The 21,749-nt window shown below is 73.0% G+C and carries 17 protein-coding genes; 13 read left to right on the top strand and 4 right to left on the bottom strand.

What is annotated here, in order from left to right; genetic code table 11:
• Positions 1-73 precede the first annotated feature (73 nt).
• Positions 74-751, top strand: a complete 678-nt coding sequence (locus tag J3R08_RS19875; RefSeq protein ID WP_064445529.1) for a TetR/AcrR family transcriptional regulator — start codon at positions 74-76, stop codon at positions 749-751.
• Positions 752-802: 51 nt separating this feature from the next.
• Here the strand turns inward: J3R08_RS19875 and J3R08_RS19870 are convergent, their stop codons facing one another.
• Positions 803-1,471 carry an NAD(P)H-dependent oxidoreductase gene (locus J3R08_RS19870; protein ID WP_064445530.1) on the bottom strand — a complete coding sequence of 223 codons (669 nt, stop codon included), beginning with the start codon at positions 1,469-1,471 and terminating at the stop codon, positions 803-805.
• A gap of 190 nt (positions 1,472-1,661) precedes the next feature.
• Between J3R08_RS19870 and J3R08_RS19865 the strand changes: the two genes are divergently transcribed.
• Complete coding sequence (locus J3R08_RS19865; protein WP_064445531.1) at positions 1,662-2,078, top strand: DUF4440 domain-containing protein; 417 nt, start codon at positions 1,662-1,664, stop codon at positions 2,076-2,078.
• Positions 2,079-2,129: 51 nt separating this feature from the next.
• On the opposite strand, the gene J3R08_RS19860 is transcribed toward J3R08_RS19865, so the two are convergent.
• Both J3R08_RS19860 and J3R08_RS19855 read right to left on the bottom strand, forming a co-directional pair.
• Positions 2,130-3,134, bottom strand: coding sequence for a nitronate monooxygenase family protein (locus J3R08_RS19860; RefSeq protein ID WP_209962404.1), 1,005 nt, complete (start codon positions 3,132-3,134; stop codon positions 2,130-2,132).
• 83 nt (positions 3,135-3,217) lie between these two features.
• Positions 3,218-5,317 carry an MMPL family transporter gene (locus J3R08_RS19855; RefSeq protein WP_197494845.1) on the bottom strand — a complete coding sequence of 700 codons (2,100 nt, stop codon included), beginning with the start codon at positions 5,315-5,317 and terminating at the stop codon, positions 3,218-3,220.
• Positions 5,318-6,338: 1,021 nt separating this feature from the next.
• Between J3R08_RS19855 and J3R08_RS19850 the strand changes: the two genes are divergently transcribed.
• Positions 6,339-8,012 (top strand): LuxR C-terminal-related transcriptional regulator, encoded by a 1,674-nt coding sequence (locus J3R08_RS19850; protein WP_209962402.1) that lies wholly within the window; start codon positions 6,339-6,341, stop codon positions 8,010-8,012.
• 54 nt (positions 8,013-8,066) lie between these two features.
• Here the strand turns inward: J3R08_RS19850 and J3R08_RS19845 are convergent, their stop codons facing one another.
• Positions 8,067-10,736 (bottom strand): helix-turn-helix transcriptional regulator, encoded by a 2,670-nt coding sequence (locus J3R08_RS19845; RefSeq protein ID WP_209962400.1) that lies wholly within the window; start codon positions 10,734-10,736, stop codon positions 8,067-8,069.
• Positions 10,737-11,155: 419 nt separating this feature from the next.
• Here J3R08_RS19845 and J3R08_RS19840 point away from each other — a divergent pair, with 419 nt between their 5' ends.
• From J3R08_RS19840 to J3R08_RS19795, 10 genes are all read left to right on the top strand, one after another.
• Positions 11,156-12,244, top strand: a complete 1,089-nt coding sequence (locus J3R08_RS19840) for a polyprenyl synthetase family protein (protein ID WP_064445534.1) — start codon at positions 11,156-11,158, stop codon at positions 12,242-12,244.
• Positions 12,244-13,299, top strand: a complete 1,056-nt coding sequence (mvk, locus tag J3R08_RS19835) for a mevalonate kinase (RefSeq protein ID WP_209962399.1) — start codon at positions 12,244-12,246, stop codon at positions 13,297-13,299. The genes J3R08_RS19840 and mvk overlap by 1 nt, the downstream gene beginning before the upstream one ends.
• The gene (mvaD, locus tag J3R08_RS19830; RefSeq protein ID WP_051610894.1) at positions 13,289-14,329 is read left to right on the top strand and encodes a diphosphomevalonate decarboxylase; all 1,041 of its coding nucleotides are present in this window, start codon (positions 13,289-13,291) and stop codon (positions 14,327-14,329) included. The genes mvk and mvaD overlap by 11 nt, the downstream gene beginning before the upstream one ends.
• A complete protein-coding gene (locus J3R08_RS19825) occupies positions 14,326-15,435 on the top strand; it encodes a phosphomevalonate kinase (RefSeq protein WP_043323053.1) in 1,110 nt (369 codons plus the stop codon). Before mvaD ends, J3R08_RS19825 begins: the two co-directional genes overlap by 4 nt.
• Positions 15,432-16,514 (top strand): type 2 isopentenyl-diphosphate Delta-isomerase, encoded by a 1,083-nt coding sequence (gene fni, locus J3R08_RS19820; protein WP_069088370.1) that lies wholly within the window; start codon positions 15,432-15,434, stop codon positions 16,512-16,514. Before J3R08_RS19825 ends, fni begins: the two co-directional genes overlap by 4 nt.
• Positions 16,511-17,566, top strand: a complete 1,056-nt coding sequence (locus tag J3R08_RS19815) for a hydroxymethylglutaryl-CoA reductase (RefSeq protein WP_113973015.1) — start codon at positions 16,511-16,513, stop codon at positions 17,564-17,566. The genes fni and J3R08_RS19815 overlap by 4 nt, the downstream gene beginning before the upstream one ends.
• Positions 17,567-17,568: 2 nt before the next feature.
• Entirely contained in the window at positions 17,569-18,744 is a 1,176-nt protein-coding gene (locus J3R08_RS19810) for a hydroxymethylglutaryl-CoA synthase (RefSeq protein ID WP_209962397.1), read from the top strand.
• Positions 18,745-18,797: 53 nt separating this feature from the next.
• The gene (locus tag J3R08_RS19805; RefSeq protein ID WP_104112297.1) at positions 18,798-19,688 is read left to right on the top strand and encodes an aromatic prenyltransferase; all 891 of its coding nucleotides are present in this window, start codon (positions 18,798-18,800) and stop codon (positions 19,686-19,688) included.
• A 90-nt stretch (positions 19,689-19,778) separates the two neighbouring features.
• Positions 19,779-20,912 (top strand): sensor histidine kinase, encoded by a 1,134-nt coding sequence (locus J3R08_RS19800; RefSeq protein WP_245254774.1) that lies wholly within the window; start codon positions 19,779-19,781, stop codon positions 20,910-20,912.
• Positions 20,909-21,571, top strand: a complete 663-nt coding sequence (locus J3R08_RS19795) for a response regulator transcription factor (RefSeq protein ID WP_030499014.1) — start codon at positions 20,909-20,911, stop codon at positions 21,569-21,571. The genes J3R08_RS19800 and J3R08_RS19795 overlap by 4 nt, the downstream gene beginning before the upstream one ends.
• The last annotated feature ends 178 nt before the right edge of the window (positions 21,572-21,749 follow it).

Here is a 21,749-nt window from a genome sequence, read left to right as displayed (position 1 = left end):
ACGTTTCGGTGCCCGACCAATGTACTACGCTCACGGGCGGAACAGGCAGATTTCGGGCGAGGCGGGTGACGGGATGGCGGAGCGGAGCCGGAGCCTGTGGCTGCGGACGACGTCGGCCGGGCGGCCCGACCCGCCACTGACCGTCGAGCGCATCACCGCCGCCGCGGTCGAGCTGCTGGACGAGGACGACGTCGGGCAGCTCACCATGCGCCGCCTCGCCGACCGCCTCGGCGTCGGCACCACCACGCTCTACTGGCACGTGGACACCAAGGAGGACGTGATCGACCTCGCGGTCGACGCGGTGTTCGCCGCCACGCCGCCACCGCCGCCCGGCGACGACTGGCGGGCGGACGTCACGACGCTGCTGACCGAGCGCCGTGCCGCGCTGCTGCGGCACCCGTGGTCGGCGGTGATGCGACGACGCCCCGCGGTCGGCCCCGGCTTCCTGTCCTGGATGGAGTTCCTCCAGGCCACCCTGACCCGCGCCGGGTTCACCTCCCGGGACGTCACCGCGGCGAGCTGGGTGCTCTACAGCCACGTCCAGGGCTCCGCGGCCAGCCAGGCCACGCTGCGGTGGTCGGCGGCCGAACGCCGGGAGGGCCAGCTGATGCTGGAGCGGCACAGCGCCAGCTATCCCACACTGGCCGCGCAGCGGCACCTGCTCGACGACGACTGGGACACGAACTTCGCGCTCGGGCTGGCGTACGTGCTCGACGGTCTGACCGCCCGCGCCGCAGCCGGCGCCACCTGAGGCCGGACACGCCGAACCGGCCCGCGCCGGGCGGGCCGGTTCATGTCGGAGTCAGAGGCCGAACTTCTCCGCCAGCAGCCGGCGGTCCACGTACCTGATCGCCGACGTGGTCTGCTCGCGGCCGATCTTGTACGCGGTGGCCACCTCGACCAGCCGCAGCGCCTGGTACTCGAGGGCGGCGAGGTTGTCCTCGTGGACGTTGTTCGCCTCGTGCCGGGAGACGCTGCACGTGCCGTACGGCGCGCCGTTGTTCGGCAGGCCGAGCACCTCGACGCTGGAGCCGTTCGGGACGATCAGCGAACCCCAGTGGCAGATGCAGTTGTGCAGCGCCAGGATGGCCGCCTGCTGCCCGGCGTGCGGCATCGAGCCGGACGCGAACACGGACACCACCTTGTTCGCCAGGTCACCCGGAATGGCGACCGGTCCGGAGTGGTCGATGAAGTCGAGGATCTGCGGAGCCGGCAGCCCGTAGTGCACCGGCGTGCCGATCATGATGGCGTCCGCCGCGACCAGGTCCGCGAGCGTGGCCACCGGGACGTCCGCGGTCTCGGCGTTGAGCTCGGCGTACGCCTTGTGGTCGAGCACCATCGGGCTGGGCAGGTCGGGCACCTTGTAGAGCTGCGCCTCCGCGCCCGCCTTCACCGCCGCAGCCGCCGCTGCCACGGCCATCTGGTAGGTATTGCCGCTGCGGGAGTGGAAGATGATTGCCACCTTGATCACAGGAACGCTCCTCACGAGTCGATGCGCCTGGGCATCGCATGGACCATCTACGGGCATCCTGTCGGCCGCGCCCCGCCCGGCAAACGGCGCGGATCTTAGTTAGTCACCTCGATGTCCGCCGGGGCCGCGACCTGACAGAACCGGCCCGTCGTCGTTGACCGGTCCGTCCCGGTCCGGGTGTGCTGCGCCCATGTCGAACGCTTCCGCGGAACCGCCCGCCGCACCCACCGACCCCGCCGCGCTCCTGCCCCTGTTCGAGCGCGCGTTCAACAACCGCGATCTCGACCAGCTGGAGCAGCTCTACGAGCCGGACGCCCTGCTGATCCTCGCCCCCGGCACGGTCCTGACCGGCGACCAGAGGCGCGCACGCAGCCGGGAGGAGCAGCACTTCCTGCCGATCAAGGTGGCCGTCCGCCACCAGTACGTCACCGGCGACATCGCCCTGGTGATCAACGACTACGTCCACGAGGGAACCGGACCCGACGGCACCCCGATCCGGATCGAGGGCACCGCCGTCGACGTGCTCCGGCGCGGCGCGGACGGCGCCTGGCGCTGCGTCATCAGCAACCCCGCCGGCCTGGGCGCCGCCGGTCCCACCGCACCCTGACCACTGTCGACACCGGGCCGCAGCGGCGCCGGTGACCGGCCGGCCGGACGGTCAGCCCGTCAAACGGGCGACGATGTCGGCGGCCGGGCCCGGCACGGCGGACGCGAAACCGGTCCCGGCCCACAGGTTCAGCGCCTCGGCGTCACCGAGACGTGCCGCCGCGGCCCGGATCGGCGCGGTCAGGTGGTGCACCGCCGGATAGGCGACCGGCGCCGCCGCGGAGTAGGCGTCGGTGAAGCGGTTGGCCAGGGCCCGCGCCGGATGACCGGTGAACGCCCGGGTGACCACGGTCCGGCGGAAGTCGCCGGAGAGCATCGCGGCGCGCTGCGCCGGCCGGGTGCCGGCCTCGTCGGCGAGCAGGAACGCGGTGCCGCTCTGCACCGCCGCCGCGCCGGCCGCGCGCAGCCCCGCGACATCCTCGGCGGACGAGGTTCCGCCGGCCACGACGACCGGCAGGTCCGTGACCGACCGTACGGCGGCGAGCAGGTCCCGCGCCTCGCCGCGCGGCCGGTAGCCGGACGGATCGGTGGTCGAGGCGTGCCCGCCCGCCGTGCCCGCCTGCGCGACGAGCGCGTCCGGTCCGGCGGCGACCGCCCGGCGGGCCTCGTCGGCCGAGGTGACGGTGATCAGCACGTGGCATCCGGCGTCGCGCAGCGCCCGCACCACGCCCGCCGGCGGTACGCCGAACGCGAAGCTCACGAGCGGGACCGCGTACGCCACCGCCAGGTCCACCTTCGCGGCGAAGTGGTCGTCGTCGTGCCGGCGCGGCGTCGGCAGGTCCACCCCGTACCGCTGCGCCTCCGGCAGCAACAACCGGCGGTACGCCTCCACCCGCGCCGGGTCCGGCTCGGCCGGGGTCGGCACGAAGATGTTGAGCCCGTACGGCACGCCGGCCGCGCGCGTCGCGCGTACCTGGTCCTCGACGGCCTCGGGGGTCTGGTAGCCGGCGGCGAGGAAGCCGACCGAGCCGGCCCGGGCGGCGGCGGTGACCAGCGCCGGGTTCGACGGACCTCCGGCCATCGGGGCGACCACGAGGGGAGGGAGCAGCTCGGTCATGGCGTGACCCTACGTCGGTTCCGGACGACAGCGAGTGCGGGGAACCCCGTCCAGGGGTTCCCCGCACCCTGTGGGGGAAGGGCTCAGATCCGGGCCGCTTCCTCGACCCCGGCCGGGGGAACCGGGGCCGTCTTCGCCCGCCGTCCGGGCATCCACCAGTTGGCCTTGCCGCACAGCTCCATCACGGCCGGGACGAGGATCATCCGGACGATGGTGGCGTCGACGAACACCGCCACCGCCATGCCCAGGCCGACCTGCTTGACCGAGACGTCGGGGCCGAGCATGCCGGTGGTGAACACGGCGATCATGATGGCGGCTGCCGCCGTGATCACCTTGGCGGTACGGGCCAGACCGCGGGTCACGGCACGGCGGGTGTCGCCGGTGCGCTCGTACTCCTCACGGATCCGCGAGATCAGGAAGACCTCGTAGTCCATGGAGAGGCCGAACAGCAGCGGGAACATCATCATCGGCACCCATGTCGTGATCGGCATGGAGGTGGGGAAGCCGAGGGCGGACCCGAGCCAACCCCACTGCACGATCGCCACCAGCACACCGAACGAGGCGCCGATGGACAGCAGGTTCATCACCGCCGCCTGCAGCGCGATCGTGACCGACCGCACCAGCACGACGAGCAGCAGCAGGGACAGCAGGATGACCACGGTGATCATCACGGGCAGCCGGGAGCTGGTCTCCTCGGCGAGGTCGATCGCGCCGGCGTTCGGGCCGCCGAGATAGACCTCGCGGCCGCCGGACGCCGCGGGGAGCACGTCGTCGCGCAGCTTGTGCACCAGGTCCGCGGTGGCCTCGTCCTGGGCGCCGGTGCGGGGGAAGGCCATGAAGACGGCGGCCTGCCCGTCCTGGCTGATCCGGGGCGGCGTCGCGTACGCCACGCCCTCGGTGCCGCTCACCGCGGCGACGACCGGACCGAGGTCACTGTTTCCGTCGCCGACCTCGGCGGCGAAGATCAGGGGAGCGCCGTAGCCGGGGCCGAAGCCCTCGGACAGGATCTCGTACGAGGTGTAGCTGCTGCGGTCGCGGGGCTGGACGCTGGCGTCGGGCAGGCTCAGCCGCATCGACAGCAGCGGCGCGGTCAGCACCAGCAGGATGGCGGTTGCCCCGAGCGCGGCGATGACCGGGCGGCGCTGCACCACGCCGGCCCAGCGTTCCGCGAGCGTGCGGCGCTCCTGCTTCGGCGCGTCGGAGCCGGCCTGCCGAAGGGGGCCCCGGCGCGGTACGCGCAGACCCTGGATCTTGTAGCCGGCGAAGCCCAGGAAGGCCGGCATCAGCGTGACCGCGGCGATCATCGTCACCAGCACCGTCGCCGAGGCCCCGAGCGCGACGCCGTTCATCATCTTCTGGCCCATGGCGATCAGGCCCAGCAGCGCGATCATCACGGTGGTGCCCGCGAAGAGGACCGCGTGACCGGCGGTGGTGATGGCCTTGACCGTGGCGCTCTCGGGATCGTCCCCCTCCACCAGGCTGTCCTTGAAGCGGGTGAGGATGAACAACGCGTAGTCGATGCCGACGCCGAGGCCGATCAGCACGGCGATGAGCACCGTGAAGTCCGGTGAGGGGACGAGGTGTCCGACGAGCTTCATCAGCGCGACGCCGCCGAGCACCGCCAGCAGCGCGGTGACGATCGGCAGGCCCATCGCCACCAGCGAGCCGAACGCGAGGAACAGGATCACCGCGGCGGTCACCACGCCGACCGCCTCGGCCGGTCCCTGCGGGGGCGTCTCCGCCTTCTCCGCCCGCTCGCCGCCCAGCCCCAGCGTCACGCCGTCGCCGGAGGCGTCCTTGACCGTGTCGACGAGTGGCTTGGCCTCGGCCTTCTCCACGTCCATCGAGGTCAGCGGGATCGTCGTCCGGGCGATGCGGCGGTCGGCGGTGACCAGGTTGCGGTCGTCGTAGGGCGAGACGATCGGCCCGGTCACCGGTGAGGCGTCCAGGTCGGAGATGACCTTCTCGATCTTCTGCCGCGCCGCCGGGTCGTCGATGCCCCGCTCGGCCTTGATGGCCAGGGTGAGCGTGTCGCCCCGCTGCTCGGGGAAGTGCTTCTCGATCAGGGCCTGCGCCCGTGCGGAATGGGAGTCCCCGCCGGAGTAGACGTTGTCCGGGGCGGCGCCGTAGCGGAAGCCCAGGAACGCCAGGGCGATGACGCCGACGATCCAGGTCAGGAGCACCAGTCGACGACGCCGGTAACAGAACCGCGCCAATCCCGCCAGAGCTCCGTCTGTGCGGGGAGTCTCGGTAGGCATCATCTTCTCCTCAAGTCAATAAGCGCTCTACCTAATGGTCGTGAACAGGCACTTCTGTGTCGCCGTACGGATGCAGGCACTTCCTGGACGTCGCTACCACGGTTGCGGTACTCCATTTGCAGTACACCTGTCGGTATCCGGTCAGCGCCGTATCCTGCGCTTTCTCTGTCGGCAGAGCGGTGCGGTGACCAGCCGCCGTCGACCGCCCGCGGGAGCGGTCGCGTCCGGACCGGGCAGGAGTGACGCCGTGTTCCGGTCGGAGCTTGTTTCACCTGTTCACGATGGTGCTGGACGTTCGGCCAGCCGGTCCGGGACGGTCCGCGGCGAGGGCTGTTTCGGTCATGCGTGCGAGTTCTGCCAATCGTGGCATTGTTTAGGTAAGTCCGATATCAGCGGGATGCTGCCTGATATATGACGGCTGCGCCGGGGCCTGCCGGATAGTTATGATGAGCGACGACGGTGATCGATGGCAAATGTGGTTGCTGTGGGGTAGCGTCATCGACCGAGTCCAGGCTTTTCTTGAGCTGTGTGCGCATATTCCGGGGGGATTATGACAACGGGACGGCCGCGGGAGAACGAGGCGACAGCCGCAGCACGAAATCCGGTGTGCGCCGCCGGGGGGCCGGTGTCCCAGCCGGGGGGCGGAGGGAGCGACGAGCAGGTCCTGCGCGAGATCCTCGGGGTCGACGTGCACCGCGAGCTGATTGACTTCGCGGGCGGTGCCGGCGGAAATCCGCACCTGGTCGCCGAACTGGCGCGCGGGCTCGCCGAAGAGGGATTGATCCGGGAGAGAAATGGTCGGGCGGAATTGGTTTCCCGTCGAATTCCCCGACGTGTGCTGAGTTTTGTCATGCGGCGATTGAATGACGTGAGCGCCGGCTGCCAGCAGTTTCTGAAGGTTGCCGCCGCATTGGGCAGATCCTTCATGCTGGAGGACGTCTCGAGAATGCTGGGCAGATCGTCGGCGGCCCTGCTCCCGCCGGTGGACGAGGCGATCGCCTCGGGCTTCGTCGTGGCCGCCGAGCATCAGCTCGCCTTTCAGAGCGATTTCCTGCTGCGCGGCATCATCGAGGCCATTCCCGGGCCGGCCCGCGACGCCTTACGACGTGAGGCGATGAGCCTTTCCGGGCGACGCAGCCCGGTGGCCGACCGGAATCGCCGGATGGACGCCGCGACTGCCGCGCCGGTGAGCGCGACCGGAGAGGACGCCACCGGATCCTGTTCCCGCGCGCACCGCCTGATCATGAGCGGGAACGCCGAGGCCGGCGTCCGTGTCGCCGAGGCGGTTCTCGCCGGCCCGGCCGCGTCGCCCGCCGCCCGGCGTGACGCGCAGGCGTGTCTGGTGCTGGCCGATCTCCTGCTCGGCGGCGAGGGCGCCGATCCGCTGACCGAGGCGATCCTGCGGGAACGCGACGCCGAGTCCGGTGACGCCGCGCTGGCGATGGCGCTGACCGCCCGGTCCACCGGGCTGTGGTCGGCGGGAAAGCTGGCCGACGGCCTGGAGCTGGGACGGGCGGCGGTGCGGGCCGGCGCGGAGGCCGAACCGGTGTGGCGTCTGCACGCCCAGCTCGCGCTCGCCGGCAAACTCGCGAACCTGCGTGAGTTCGACGAGGCCGAGGCGCTGATCAACGAGGCGGAGGCCGGCCTGCGCGGACTGCCCGCGCCGATCTGGACGGCCGCGCCGGCGGTGATGCGGTCCCGGCTGCTGCTGCAGGCCGGGCGGATCGGGGACGCGCGCCGGGAGGCGGCGCTGGCCACCGCCGCCGTGGCCGGGGACGCGGTGCCCATGCTGCGGCCCCTCGCCTACGCGGTGCTCAGCACCGCCTCCTTCTACATGGGCGACGTGCCCGCCGCGATCGAGTACCTCAGGCGGGGGCAGGAGGACGCGGACCGCCACGTGGTCCTCGACTCGGTGCAGTACTCGTGGGCGGAAGTGCTGATCACGGTCAAGCAGGAGGGCCCGCGGGCCGCCGCCCGGCTGCTGGCGGGCAAGCACCGCCGCCTGCCGACGCGACGCCGCCTGTACGTCGAGGTGCCGAGCGCCGCCGCCTTCCTGGTCCTGCTCGCCCGCGACGTGGACGACCGTGACCTCGAACGCCGCGTCCTCGCCACGGTGGACGGGCTGGCCGCGGACAATCCAGGGATCCAGGTCGTCAGCCTCACCGCCATGCACGCCCACGCGCTGGCGAACAGCGCCCCGGCGGCTCTGGCGCTCATCATCGTGCAGTCACGGGACCCGATCTCGGTGGCGCTGGCCACCGAGGAGCTCGCCAAGCTCTACGCCGCGCAGGCCCAGGCGGGGGGACGGCCGGTGACGCCGGCCCGCGCCGAGGAAACCGGCGTCCCACCGGCGAGCTGCTGGTCGACCCTGTCCGACATGGAGCAGCGGATCGCCTACCTGGTGAGCGTGGGCCTGACGAACCGGCAGATCGCCAAGCAGGTCCACCTGTCCGCGCACACCGTCAACTACCACCTGCGGAAGGTCTACCGGAAGCTGGGCTTCAACACCCGGGCCGAGCTGGCGCACGCCGCGGCCACCTACTCCAGCCGTGCGGCGATCTATTCGATGACCGGCGAGCCGGACTGGGACACGGGCTCCGTGACCGGCAAGGCCAGCTGAACCGCGTCTCCGGCGTCCGCCGGCTGAACCGCGCCCGTCCGCCGGACGGCCCGCTCAGCCGGCGGACGCCGGCTGGCGTGGGGTGGCCAGCGCCGGCCGGACCGCCTCGTGCGCGATGAAGCAGCGGGTCAGTTCGACCCGGCTGTTGATGTCGAGCTTGGAGAAGACGCGCCGCAGGTGGCTGTCGACGGTGTGCGGGGACAGGAACAGCGAGCTCGCCGCCTCACGGTTGGTCATCCCGTCCACGATGGCCCGCACGACCCGCAGCTCCGCGCTGGTCAGGCTCTCCCACCCGGATCGGGGCCGGTCCGGGACCAGCGGGCGGACGTTGTGCGCGGGCACACCACGCAGCTCGGCCTCCACGCGGTCCAGGTCGCGTCGCGCGCCGCGCTCGCGGTAGGCGTCCGCCGCGGCTTCGAGGAGCCGGGTGGCCTCGGCCCGGTCCCGGGTGCCGCGGGCCGCGTCCTCCACCGCGCCGGCCGCGGCCAGCGTACGGCCGGCGAGCCGGTGCAGATCCGCGGCCCGCAGCAGTGCCGCCGGATCGTCGCGCAGCAGACCCGCGGCGTGCTCGGCCGCCGCCGCCAGCGACTGGACGAACGGATTGCCGCGGGCGACGCGCCGGGCGACCTCCACGGCCCGCTCGGCCTCCGCGTCGAGCCCGGCCCGGCGGGCCTGGCGGACGAGCGCCGCCGCCGCGGCCGGCGCCTCGGTGAACAGCAGCGGATCGGGTACGACCTGCCCGGCGACGTTGATCAACGTCTGCACCATCATCGCCGGACGGCCGCTGGCCGCGTGGAACCGGGCCAGCGCCCAGTCCATCCGCGCCGTGTCGTCGGCGCCGGCCAGCCGCTCGGCCGCCCGCAACTGGTCGCTGGCCGTGGCGAGGTCACCGCGGTGCACGCTCAGGTGGGCCAGGACCAGGCGCGCCGGTACGCAGTCGGCCGGCCGGGCGCGATCGGCGGCTCGCAGCGCCGCCTCCGCCTCGGCGCGCGCCTCCTCCAGCCGTCCCGCCGCCGCCAGCAGCTCGGCCCGGTGGCCGCGCCGGAGCGTCTCCGAGCCGGTGTGGCAGGACTCCCGCGTCGTCGGCCGTACGGTGTCCAGCACCGCCTGCGCCTCGTCGCGCTGATCGGCCGCGGCCAGTGCCCGGACCAGCCAGGTCCACAGCGGCCGCCCGCCGGGCGCGCAGCCCGGCGACGGGGTCCCGGGCTCCGGCCCGGCGGGCGACGCACCGCCCAGGCGCTTCGTGACGTCCGCGAGCGCCCGGTCCAGCTTGGCCCGGTCCAGCTCGCACACGTCGCGGCGGGCGCGCGTGCGCCGCAGGAAGCCGGCCGCCAGGCGGTGGCTGCCGGCGGCCCGCATGCCGTGGCCCAGTTCGAGCACGAGTTGCGTCTCGACGTCCGCCGGGAGGTCGCGGCGCAGGATCACCTCCGCGAGGCGGCCGGCCTCGGTGGGCCGTCCCGCCCCGGCCAGCAGGCGCAGCGCACGGGCCAGCGCCCGCGGCGCCTCGGCGGACCTGTTCTCCAGGTGGGACACGGCCTCCGCCACCACCTCGTCGCACCCGCACCGGCCGGAGCGCGGCGCCGGCCCGGCCGCCGCGACGGGCATCGCCGCCTCCGGCGCGGAGCGGGCGACACGTACGCCGGCGGGGGAGTGGGGCGGACCGAGCCGCCCGCGCGGGGCCGGGCCGTCCGCCACGTCGCCCGCCGCCGGCGCGGTGGCGGGCTCGGCGCGCTCCGGTCGCGGGTACGCGGCGTGCCGAAGCGCCTCGCCGACGACCTGGTGGGCGAAGGTCAGCTCCGCGCCGTCGCGCCGCAGCAGCCCGACCCGTACCGCCTCGTCGATCGCGGCGGACACGTCGGCGGCCGGCCCGTCGAGCAGGCCCGTCACCCGGTCGGCGGGGAACGTGTGGCCGAGCCGGCCGGCGGCCGCGAGCAGGCGCCGCAGCGGGGGCGGCATCTCCTCCAGCAGCCCGTGGACGGCGGTGAGGACACCGTCGGGCAGCCCGTCGGACACCACCGACGCGGCGCCGTCCACGATGATCATCTGGCCGGCCTTGATGAACGCGCTGAACACGTTCTCCATCACCTTCGGGTTGCCGCCGCAGCGGGCCGCCCAGCGCAGGACGGAGGCGTCCGGCCGGGCGCCGAGGAGGCCGGCGCACAGGTCGGCCACCGCCTCCTCGCCCGGCTCGCGCAGCCGTACCCGTACCGCGACGTGCTCGGCCAGCCAGTCGACGGCGTGCTGGGCGATCGACCCGGCGGCGACCGGCCGTCGGGCCAGCAGCCAGAGCACCGGCGAGGACGCCAGCCGCGGCACGAGTCCGCGCAGGGCGAGGGCGCTGACGTCGTCGATGCGCTGGGCGTCGTCCAGGGCGACCACGAGCGGACGCCGGCGCGCCGCGACCTCGACCAGATCGCCGACCCGGTCGATCAGCCAGAACGGGTTGGCGCCCGGGACGGCGAGCTGCTCGACCGCCGCTTCGCCGGGCATCGCGTGGCGCAGGAAATTGACCAGCAGGTGAACGGGCACCGGCTGGTCCGTGACGCTTGCCCGCCCGGCCACCACTGTCAGCCCGCGGGCTGCCGCCTCCAGGCCGGTGACCTTCAGCAGGTGGGTCTTGCCGATGCCGAACGGCCCGTCGACCACGACGCAGCCGCCGGAACCCCGCACGGTGGCGTCGAGCAGTTCCCCCAATGAGGACAATTCCCGCTCGCGCCCCGCCATGCGATTCATGATGACCATCCCGTTTTCCTCTGCTGAATCGTCCGACGCGCGCCGCGAGCCGAGGTCCTCGGGCGTTCGACCGTCCGTTCTGGACAGTTGAACGCCGGATCGGTGCGGGCTACTCAGTTATACGGGATCTGCGGCCGTTCGTCGGCGACGTCGCTGGCAGCGCCCACTACTCGCGTGAGTAGTGGGCACGGTGACGGAGCGCGATTACTGTCAGGCCATGCCGGAATCGGCATGCCGGCGCGGACGAAATGGCGGCGCCGATGGGGAGATCGGCGTCGTTTCCGCGCCGGCGCGACCGTCCGGAACGGAATCGACTGATCGCGGCTCGACGTGACTGGTCCAGCGAATCCAGGGGAGTCCGAGATGCGTGAGTGTAATGGTGAATGCCGCCTCGATCGGGAGACCCGGGCATGACCGTCGGACATCTCGGGACGGTCACCGACTCGGCGCCCGTCGACGCCGCGCTGCGGGACTTCTTCGCCGAGCGCCGCGCCGAGGCCCGCGAGCTGGGCGACGACTTCGCGGCCCTGGTCGCCGAGCTGGAGAGCTACGTGCTGCGGGGCGGCAAGCGCATCCGGCCCGCCTTCGCCTGGCTGGGCTGGATCGGCGCCGGCGGCGACCCGGAGGACCCGGTGGCCGGCGCGGTGCTGAACGCCTGCGCCGGGTTCGAGCTGCTGCACGCGTCCGGCCTGATCCACGACGACATCATCGACGCGTCCCAGACCCGCCGCGGCCATCCCGCCGCGCATGTCGCGTACGCCGAACGGCACCGGGCGCGGCGCTTCTCCGGTGACCCGGGCACGTTCGGCACCGGCACCGCCATCCTGATCGGCGACCTGGTCCTGATCTGGGCCGACGTCCTGGTCCGCGCCTCCGGCCTGCCGGCCGACGCGCACGTGCGGGTCTCGCCGGTGTGGTCGGCGGTGCGCTCCGAGGTCATGTACGGCCAGCTGCTCGACCTGATCAGCCAGGTCAGCCGGAGCGAGGACGTCGACGCGGCGCTGCGCATCAACCAGTACAAGACCGCGTCGTACACGGTGGAGCGCCCACTGCAGTTCGGCGCCGCGATCGCCGGCGCGGACGACGACCTCTTCGCCGCCTACCGCGCCTTCGGCGCCGACATCGGCATCGCGTTCCAGCTCCGTGACGACCTGCTCGGCGTGTTCGGCGACCCGGTGGTGACGGGCAAGCCGTCCGGCGACGACCTGCGGGAGGGCAAGCGGACGGTCCTGCTCGCCACGGCGCTCAAGCGCGCCGACGAACGGGACCCGGACGCGGCGGCCTACCTGCGGGCCAAGGTCGGCACCGACCTCGCCGACGAGGAGATCGCCCGCATCCGTGGCATCTTCCGCGACGTCGGCGCGGTCGAGGAGATCGAGCGGCAGATCTCGCTGCGCACCGACCGGGCGCTGGCCGCGCTGGAGGCCAGCAGCGCCACCGCCCCCGCAAAACATCAGCTCGCCGACATGGCGATCAAGGCCACCCAGCGGGCCCAGTGATGTCCACGGAACCGGTGACCGTCGTCGCCCGCCGCGTCCTCGACGACAGGGGTGACGGAGCGGTCCGCCTCGGCGCCGGCCGCGCCCACGGCAAGGCCATCCTGCTGGGCGAGCACGCCGTCGTGTACGGCGCGCCGGCGCTCGCCGTCCCGGTGCCGCAACTGACCGCCGTGGCGAAGGCGCGCCGGGTCGGCGGCGACGGCCCGGACGAGATCTCGTTCGCCATCGCCGGGCTGGAGAGCCCGGAGGTGACGTCGCTGCCGACCGACGGTCTGCAGCACCTGGTGACGGAGTTCCGGCAGCGGGCCGCCGTCACCGAGCCGATGCGCGTCGACGTGCTCGTGGACTGCGCGATCCCGCAGGGCCGGGGGCTCGGGTCGAGCGCCGCCTGCGCCCGCGCCGCGGTGCTGGCCCTCGCGGACGCGTTCGACCGCCGCCTCGACGCCGGCACGGTGTTCGATCTGGTGCAGGCCTCGGAGAACGTGGCGCACGGCCGGGCCAGCGGCATCGACGCGCTGGCCACCGGCGCGACCGCGCCGCTGATCTTCCGCAACGGCGTCGGCCGGGAACTGCCGGTCGCCATGGCGGGCTCCGCGCGGCTGTCCGACCCGGCCGGGTTCGACGCGGTGCTCGTCATCGCGGACAGCGGCGTCAGCGGCAGCACCAGGGACGCGGTGGAGTTGCTGCGTGGGGCCTTCGAACGCTCCCCGCGCACGCGCGACGAGTTCGTCAGCCGGGTCACCAGCCTGACCGAGGCGGCGGCGCACGACCTGCTTCAGGGCCGGGTCGCCGAATTCGGCGCGCGGCTGACCGAGAACCACCGGCTGTTGCGTGACGTGGGGGTCAGCACCGACCGGATCGACCGGATGGTCGACGCCGCGCTCGCCGCGGGCAGCCCGGGCGCCAAGATCAGTGGCGGTGGGCTGGGCGGCTGCATGATCGCGCTGGCCGGGGACCGCCGGGAGTCCGCGGCGGTGGTGCGCGGTGTCCGGCAGGCGGGCGCCGTCCGCACCTGGGTCGTCCCGATGGGGAGGTTCGCCGGCCATGACGACTGACCATCGGACGCAGCAGTCCACGCCGGCGCTGGACCGGCGGGCGACCGCGGTGGCCCATCCGAACATCGCACTGATCAAGTACTGGGGCAAGCGCGACGAGCAGCTCATGATCCCGTACGCCGACAGCCTGTCGATGACGCTCGACATCTTCCCGACCACCACCACCGTCCGGATCGACAGCGGCGCGCCGGCCGACGAGGTGGTCCTCGACGGCTCACCCGCCGGCGGCGAGCGGCGACAGCGCGTCGTCGCCTTCCTGGACCTGCTGCGGCAACTGGCGGGGCGCACGGAACGGGCCCACGTCGACACCCGCAACTCCGTACCGACCGGCGCCGGCCTGGCGTCCTCGGCGAGCGGATTCGCCGCCCTCGCGCTCGCCGGCGCCGCCGCGTACGGCCTCGACCTGGACGCCACCGCGCTGTCCCGGCTGGCCCGGCGGGGGTCCGTGTCGGCCTCCCGGTCGGTCTTCGGCGGCTTCGCGATCTGCCACGCGGGCCCCGGCGCCGGGGCCGCCGCGGACCTCGGCTCCTACGCCGAGCCGGTGCCGGTCGCGCCGTTCGACGTCGCGCTGGTGGTCGCCATCGTCGACGCCGGGCCGAAGGCGGTGTCGAGCCGTGAGGGGATGCGGCGGACCGTCCGGACCTCGCCGCTCTATCCGTCGTGGGTGGCCTCCGGCCGGGCCGACCTGGCCGAGATGCGGACCGCGCTGCTGCGGGGCGACCTGGACGCCGTCGGCGAGATCGCCGAACGCAACGCCCTCGGCATGCACGCCACCATGCTGGCGGCCCGGCCGGCGGTGCGCTACCTGGCGCCGGTCACGGTGGCCGTGCTCGACAGCGTGCTGCGCCTGCGCGCCGACGGCGTCGGCGCCTACGCCACCATGGACGCGGGACCGAACGTCAAGGTGCTCTGCCGCCGTGCCGACGCCGACCGGGTGGCCGACACCCTGCGCGACGTCGCGCCGGGCTGCGCCGTGGTCGTCGCCGGACCGGGCCCGGCGGCCGCGCCGAACCCGGGCAGCCGGCCGTGACCGGGCCGGGCGCCGTGCGCCACCACGCGCCGGGCAAGCTGTTCATCGCCGGTGAGTACGCGGTGCTGGAGCCGGGTCACCCGGCGCTGCTGGTGGCTGTCGACAGGGGAGTGGACGTCACCGTCTCCGGCGCCGACGCCCACCTCGTGGTCGACTCCGACCTCCGCCCGGACCGGGCGCGCCTGCGGTGGCAGGACGGCCGGCTCGTCGCCGCGGACGACGGGCAGCCGGCGCCCGCCGACCTCGGCGCCGTGACCTCCGCGATCGAGGTGGTCGGCGAACTCCTGGCCGGGCGCGGACTGCGCCCGCTGCCGATGCGGGTGGCGATCACCAGCCGGCTGCACCGGGCCGGGACGAAGTTCGGGCTCGGGTCGAGCGGGGCGGTGAGCGTCGCCACGGTGACCGCCGTGGCCGCGTACCACGGGGTGGAGCTGTCGCTCGAATCGCGGTTCCGGCTGGCGATGCTGGCGACGGTGCGCGACGGCGCCGACGCCTCCGGCGGTGACCTGGCCGCGAGCGTCTGGGGCGGCTGGATCGCCTACCAGGCGCCCGACCGCGCCGCCGTACGCGACATGGCGCGGCGGCGCGGCGTGGAGGAGACGATGCGCGCGCCCTGGCCGGGCCTGCGGGTCCGGCGGCTGCCGCCACCGCGTGGCCTCGCGCTGGAGGTGGGCTGGACCGGGGAGCCGGCCAGCAGCAGCGCGCTGACCGGGCGGCTGGCCGCCTCCCGGTGGCGGGGCAGCGCCGCGCGGTGGAGCTTCACCAGCCGCAGCCAGGAGTGCGTACGCACCGCGATCGACGCGCTGGAGCGGGGCGACGACCAGGAACTTCTGCACCAGGTCCGGCGGGCCCGGCACGTGCTCGCCGAGCTGGACGACGAGGTCCGGCTCGGCATCTTCACCCCCCGCCTGACGGCGCTGTGCGACGCCGCCGAGACCGTCGGCGGCGCGGCCAAACCGTCCGGCGCCGGCGGCGGCGACTGCGGCATCGCGTTGCTGGACGCCGCCGCCGCGACGCAGACCGCGCGGCTGCGCGAGCAGTGGGCCGCCGCCGGGGTGCTCCCCATGCCGGTCCAGGTCCACCAGACGAACGGGAGCGCGCGATGATCGCCAACCGCAAGGACGACCACGTCCGGCTCGCCGCCGAGCAGCAGGACCGGCTCGGCGGTCACCACGAGTTCGACGACGTGTCGTTCGTGCACCACGCACTGGCCGGCATCGACCGGTCCGACGTCTCGCTGGCCACCTCGTTCGGCGGCATCGACTGGCCGGTGCCACTGTGCATCAACGCGATGACCGGCGGCAGCACCAAGACCGGCCTGATCAACCGGGACCTGGCGATCGCGGCCCGGGAGACCGGCGTACCCGTCGCGACCGGGTCGATGAGCGCCTACTTCGCCGACGAGTCGGTGGCCGAGACGTTCAGCGTGATGCGCCGGGAGAACCCGGACGGGTTCATCATGGCCAACGTCAACGCCACCGCCACGGTCGAGCGGGCCCGGCGGGCCGTCGACCTGATGCGGGCCGACGCGCTGCAGATCCACCTGAACACCATCCAGGAGACGGTGATGCCGGAGGGCGACAGGTCGTTCGCCGCCTGGGGACCGCGGATCGAACAGATCGTCGCCGGCGTCGGTGTCCCGGTGATCGTCAAGGAGGTCGGCTTCGGGCTCAGCCGCGAGACGCTGCTGCGGCTGCGGGACATGGGTGTCCGGGTGGCCGACGTCGCCGGCCGGGGCGGCACGAACTTCGCCCGGATCGAGAACGACCGGCGCGACGCCGCCGACTACTCCTTCCTCGACGGGTGGGGGCAGTCGACACCCGCCTGCCTGCTCGACGCCCAGGGCGTCGACCTGCCCGTGCTGGCCTCCGGCGGGGTCCGTAACCCGCTCGACGTGGTCCGTGGGCTGGCGCTCGGCGCCGGCGCCGCCGGGGTGTCCGGGCTGTTCCTGCGGACGCTCCTGGACGGCGGCGTGCCGGCGCTGCTGTCGCTGATCTCCACCTGGCTCGACCAGATCGAAGCCCTGATGACCGCCCTGGGCGCGCGCACGCCGGCCGACCTGACCCGGTGCGACCTGCTGATCCACGGACGGCTGAGCGCGTTCTGCGCGGCCCGGGGCATCGACACCCACCGCCTCGCCACCCGCTCCGGCGCCACCCACGAGATGATCGGAGGCATTCGATGAACGACGCCATCGCCGGTGTGCCCATGAAATGGGTGGGTCCCGTGCGGATCTCGGGCAACGTGGCACAGGTCGAGACGGAGGTCCCGCTCGCCACGTACGAGTCGCCGCTGTGGCCGTCCGTGGGCCGGGGCGCGAAGATCTCCCGGCTGGTCGAGGCGGGCATCGTCGCCACGCTCGTCGACGAGCGCATGACCCGCTCGGTGTTCGTGCGCGCCAAGGACGCGCAGACCGCCTACCTGGCCTCGCTGGAGGTCGACGCGCGGTTCGACGAGCTGCGCGACATCGTGCGCACCTGCGGCAGGTTCGTCGAGCTGATCGGGTTCCACCACGAGATCACCGCGAATCTGCTGTTCCTGCGGTTCAGTTTCACCACCGGTGACGCGTCCGGGCACAACATGGCGACGCTGGCCGCCGACGCGTTGCTGAAGCACATCCTGGACACCATTCCGGGAATCTCGTACGGCTCGATCTCGGGCAACTACTGCACCGACAAGAAGGCCACCGCGATAAACGGCATTCTCGGCCGGGGCAAGAACGTGGTCACCGAACTGGTGGTGCCACGGGAGATCGTCCACGACAGACTGCACACGACGGCGGCCGCGATCGCCCAGTTGAACGTGCACAAGAACATGATCGGCACATTGCTCGCCGGCGGTGTCCGCTCGGCCAACGCGCACTACGCGAACATGCTGCTCGGGTTCTACCTGGCGACCGGGCAGGACGCCGCGAACATCGTCGAGGGCTCCCAGGGCGTGACGGTCGCCGAGGACCGCGACGGCGACCTCTACTTCTCCTGCACGCTGCCCAACCTGATCGTGGGCACCGTCGGCAACGGCAAGGGTCTCGGCTTCGTGGCGGAGAACCTGGAACGGCTCGGCTGCCGCGCCGCGCGTGATCCGGGCGAGAACGCCCGGCGGCTCGCGGTCATCGCGGCCGCGACGGTGCTCTGCGGCGAACTGTCCCTGCTCGCCGCGCAGACCAACCCGGGCGAGCTGATGCGGGCGCACGTCCGGCTCGAACGCCCGACCGAGACCACGAAGATCGGAGCCTGACGATGGCCGCGAGACCCGCCGTCGGCATCCACGACCTGTCCGCCGCGACGACGCACCACGTGCTGACGCATGCCACGCTGGCCGCTACCAACGGCACCGACGTGGCCAAGTACCACCGGGGCATCGGCCTGCGGGGGATGAGCGTGCCCGCCCCGGACGAGGACATCGTGACCATGGCCGCTGCCGCCGCCGCGCCGGTCGTCGCCCGCCACGGCACCGACCGGATCCGGACCATCGTGTTCGCCACCGAGTCGTCGGTCGACCAGGCGAAGGCGGCCGGGATACACGTCCACTCCCTGCTCGGCTTCCCCTCGGCCACCCGGGTGGTCGAGCTGAAGCAGGCCTGCTACGGCGGTACGGCGGGACTGCAGTTCGCCGTCGGCCTGGTGCACCGCGACCCGTCGCAGCAGGTCCTGGTGATCGCCAGCGACGTGTCGAAGTACGCGCTGGGCGAGCCCGGCGAGGCGACCCAGGGCGCCGCGGCGGTCGCCATGCTCGTCGGCGCGGACCCGGCTCTGGTACGCGTCGAGGACCCGTCGGGCATGTTCACCGCCGACGTCATGGACTTCTGGCGGCCGAACTACCGCACCACCGCCCTGGTCGACGGGCACGAGTCCATCTCCGCCTACCTGCAGGCGGTGGAGGGCTCGTGGAAGGACTACACCGAGCGCGGCGGCCGCGCGCTGGACGAGTTCGGCGCGTTCTGCTACCACCAGCCGTTCCCCAGGATGGCCGACAAGGCGCACCGGCACCTGCTCAACTACTGCGGGCGCGACGTCGACGACGCGCTGGTAGCCGGCGCCATCGGGCACACCACCGGGTACAACGCCGAGATCGGCAACAGCTACACCGCGTCGATGTACCTCGGGCTCGCGGCGCTGCTCGACACCGCCGACGACCTGAGCGGCCGGACCGTCGGCTTCCTCAGCTACGGGTCCGGCAGCGTCGCCGAGTTCTTCGCCGGCACCGTCGTGCCCGGGTACCGCGAGCACACGCGACCCGACCAGCACCGCGCGGCGATCGACCGGCGGCAGGAGGTCGACTACGACACGTACCGGGAGCTGCACGAGCACGCCTTCCCGGTCGACGGCGGTGACTATCCCGTGCCGGCGGTGACCACCGGGCCGTACCGGCTGGCCGGGCTCTCCGGCCACAAGCGCGTCTACGAGCCGCGATAGCGACCGGCCAACGCCGGGCGCCCCCGACCGAACGACACATGCTTGGAGGATCGATGTCCGGAACTCCCGAGGTGGCCGAGCTCTACTCGACCATCGAGGAATCGGCCCGGCAGCTGGACGTGCCCTGTTCGCGCGACCGGGTCTGGCCCGTCCTGTCCGCGTACGGCGACGCGTTCGCGCATCCCGAGGCGGTGGTCGCCTTCCGGGTGGCGACCGCGCTGCGTCACGCGGGCGAGCTGGACTGCCGGTTCCGGACGCATCCGGACGACCGGGACCCGTACGCCTCGGCGATCGCCCGGGGCCTCACCCCGCGGACCGACCACCCCATCGGCGGCCTGCTCGCCGAGGTGCACCGGCGCTGCCCGGTGGAGAGCCACGGCATCGACTTCGGGGTGGTCGGCGGCTTCAAGAAGATCTACGCGGCCTTCGCCCCGGACGAGTTGCAGGTGGCCTCCGCGCTCGCCGGCATCCCGGCGATGCCCCGCAGTCTCGCCGCGAACGCCGGGTTCTTCACCCGGCACGGTCTCGACGACCGGGTCGGCGTGCTGGGCTTCGACTACCCGGCCCGGACCGTGAACGTCTACTTCAACGACGTGCCGCGCGAGTGCTTCGAGCCGGAGACGATCCGGTCGACGCTGCGGCGGACCGGGATGGCCGAGCCGAGCGAGCAGATGCTGCGGCTCGGCGCCGGGGCATTCGGGCTCTACGTGACGCTGGGCTGGGACTCCCCGGAGATCGAACGGATCTGCTACGCCGCGGCGACAACGGATCTGACCACGCTTCCCGTACCCGTGGAACCGGAGATCGAGAAGTTCGTGAAAAGCGTTCCGTACGGCGGCGGGGACCGCAAGTTCGTCTACGGCGTGGCGCTGACCCCGAAGGGCGAGTACTACAAACTCGAGTCGCACTACAAATGGAAGCCGGGCGCGGTGAACTTTATTTGAACGCCGGCCGGTGCCGCCCGGCCGGCGGCACCGGGATCAATGCCTGTTCGCTCGGGGCTCAACCCTGGCACCCTCCGCTAAAGTGCGATTATGAGGACTGGACTGTCCAGTGTGTGGGCCCGGGTGAAGAACTGGGTCATCGCGGTCGGTGTGGCGGCGGTGCTGCTGATCAGCGCGCTGGCCGGTGACCATCCCGCCCCCGACGGCCTCGGGCTGCTCGGCTACGCGCTGGTGGTGGCGAGCGGCCTGGCGCTGGCCGCCAGTCGCCGGGCTCCGGTCGCCGTGCTGGTCGCCACCGGGCTGTGCGTGGTGGGCTACAACGCGGTCGGCTTCGGGGTGCCGGCCATCGCGTACCTGTTCGCGGTGTACGCGGCGGTCCGGGCCGGGCACCGGCTCGTCACGCTCGGGGTGAGCGCGGCCCTGCTCGTCGTGCTGCCGCTGGCGATCATGGCCTCGCCGGCGGACGGCGCCCTCAAGGAGGCGCTCGCACAGTCGCGGGGCGTGCTCGAACTGGCCTGGCTGGTCGCCGCGGCGGCGGCCGGTGAGGCGTTGCGGCAGGCCGAGCGGCGGGCGGACGAGGCGGAGCGCACCCGCGAAGAGACCGCCCGGCTGCGCGCGACCCAGGAGCGGCTGCACATCGCACGGGAGCTGCACGACTCGCTCACCCACCAGATCTCGATCATCAAGGTGCAGGCGGAGGTCGCGGTCCACCTGGCCCGTAAGCGCGGCGAGCAGGTGCCGGAGTCGCTGCTGGCGATCCAGGAGGCCGGCCGGGCGGCGACCCGGGAGCTGCGCGCGACCCTGGAGACGCTGCGCGACCTGACCAGGTCCCCGTCGCACGGGCTCGACCACCTCCCGGAACTGCTGGCCGGGGCCGAGAAGATCGGCCTGGCCACCACGCTGACGATCGAGGGTGACCAGCGGGACGTGCCGGAGGCGGTGGGCCGTACCGCGTACCGGATCGTCCAGGAGTCGCTCACCAACACGGCCCGGCACGCCTCCGCCGCGGCCGCCGCGGTCCGCATCGACTACCGCCCGGACGCGCTGAGCATCCGGATCGACGACGACGGCACGGCCCGGCCGGGCGTCGCCCCGGTGCCCGGCGTCGGGCTGCTCGGGATGCACGAGCGGGTCCTCGCGCTGGGCGGCCGGCTCCGGGCGGAACCCCGCAGCGGCGGCGGGTTCACCGTCCAGGCAGAACTCCCGGTGGTGCGCGTCCCATGATCAGGATCATGCTGCTCGACGACCAGCCGCTGCTGCGCAGCGGGTTCCGCGCGCTGCTGGACGCCGAGGACGACATCGAGGTGGTGGCCGAGGGCGGGAACGGCCGGGAGGGCCTGGCCCTGGCCCGGCACCACCTGCCCGACCTCGCCCTGATCGACATCCAGATGCCGGTCATGGACGGCGTCGAGACGACCCGGCAGATCGTCGCGGACCCGGCGCTGGCCGGGGTGCGCGTGGTCATCCTGACCAACTACGGCCTCGACGAGTACGTCTTCCACGCGCTGCGCGCCGGCGCCACCGGCTTCCTGGTCAAGGACATCGAGCCGGACGACCTGCTGCACGCCGTGCGGGTCGCCGCGCGCGGGGACGCGCTGCTCGCGCCGTCGATCACCCGGATGCTGATCAACAGGTACGTGTCGGAGCCGCTCTGCGCGGACGTCACGCCCGGCATGGAGGAGCTGACCAACCGGGAACGCGAGGCGGTCGCGCTGGCCGCCCGGGGCCTGTCCAACGACGAGATCGCCGATCGCATGGTGATCAGCCCGCTGACCGCGAAGACCCACGTCAACCGCGCCATGACCAAGCTCCAGGCCCGTGACCGCGCACAGCTGGTGGTGTTCGCCTACGAGTCCGGCCTGGTGTCACCCGGCAATCGCTGACCGGGCGGCACGGCCCGGTCTGTCGCTCGCAGTGCTGCGATTGCGGTATACGGCTGCTCCGCGCGCAGACGCCGCACCGCGGGAATACCGTCACCGCAGTAGATCGATTGTCTCCATCGGCATGACGACCCGTAGCGGAGTCGTTACCTACGCTGGCGCAGATGCCTGTTCCCGCAGC

The sequence above is a fragment of the Micromonospora sp. HB375 genome, assembly GCF_017872985.1.
GTDB classification, from domain to species: domain Bacteria; phylum Actinomycetota; class Actinomycetes; order Mycobacteriales; family Micromonosporaceae; genus Micromonospora; species Micromonospora chalcea.
This window is presented reverse-complemented; position numbering and strand designations above follow the sequence as displayed.

Coding starts and splice junctions, on each gene's coding strand:
- J3R08_RS19865 (WP_064445531.1), top strand. CDS start 1,662: ATGTCGAACGCTTCCGCGGAACCGCCCGCCGCACCCACCGACCCCGCC.
- J3R08_RS19845 (WP_209962400.1), bottom strand. CDS start 10,736: ATGGCGGGGCGCGAGCGGGAATTGTCCTCATTGGGGGAACTGCTCGAC.
- J3R08_RS19800 (WP_245254774.1), top strand. CDS start 19,779: ATGAGGACTGGACTGTCCAGTGTGTGGGCCCGGGTGAAGAACTGGGTC.
- J3R08_RS19840 (WP_064445534.1), top strand. CDS start 11,156: ATGACCGTCGGACATCTCGGGACGGTCACCGACTCGGCGCCCGTCGAC.
- J3R08_RS19815 (WP_113973015.1), top strand. CDS start 16,511: ATGAACGACGCCATCGCCGGTGTGCCCATGAAATGGGTGGGTCCCGTG.
- mvaD (WP_051610894.1), top strand. CDS start 13,289: ATGACGACTGACCATCGGACGCAGCAGTCCACGCCGGCGCTGGACCGG.
- J3R08_RS19795 (WP_030499014.1), top strand. CDS start 20,909: ATGATCAGGATCATGCTGCTCGACGACCAGCCGCTGCTGCGCAGCGGG.
- J3R08_RS19875 (WP_064445529.1), top strand. CDS start 74: ATGGCGGAGCGGAGCCGGAGCCTGTGGCTGCGGACGACGTCGGCCGGG.
- J3R08_RS19810 (WP_209962397.1), top strand. CDS start 17,569: ATGGCCGCGAGACCCGCCGTCGGCATCCACGACCTGTCCGCCGCGACG.
- J3R08_RS19860 (WP_209962404.1), bottom strand. CDS start 3,134: ATGACCGAGCTGCTCCCTCCCCTCGTGGTCGCCCCGATGGCCGGAGGT.
- fni (WP_069088370.1), top strand. CDS start 15,432: ATGATCGCCAACCGCAAGGACGACCACGTCCGGCTCGCCGCCGAGCAG.
- J3R08_RS19850 (WP_209962402.1), top strand. CDS start 6,339: ATGCTGGGCAGATCGTCGGCGGCCCTGCTCCCGCCGGTGGACGAGGCG.
- mvk (WP_209962399.1), top strand. CDS start 12,244: ATGTCCACGGAACCGGTGACCGTCGTCGCCCGCCGCGTCCTCGACGAC.
- J3R08_RS19805 (WP_104112297.1), top strand. CDS start 18,798: ATGTCCGGAACTCCCGAGGTGGCCGAGCTCTACTCGACCATCGAGGAA.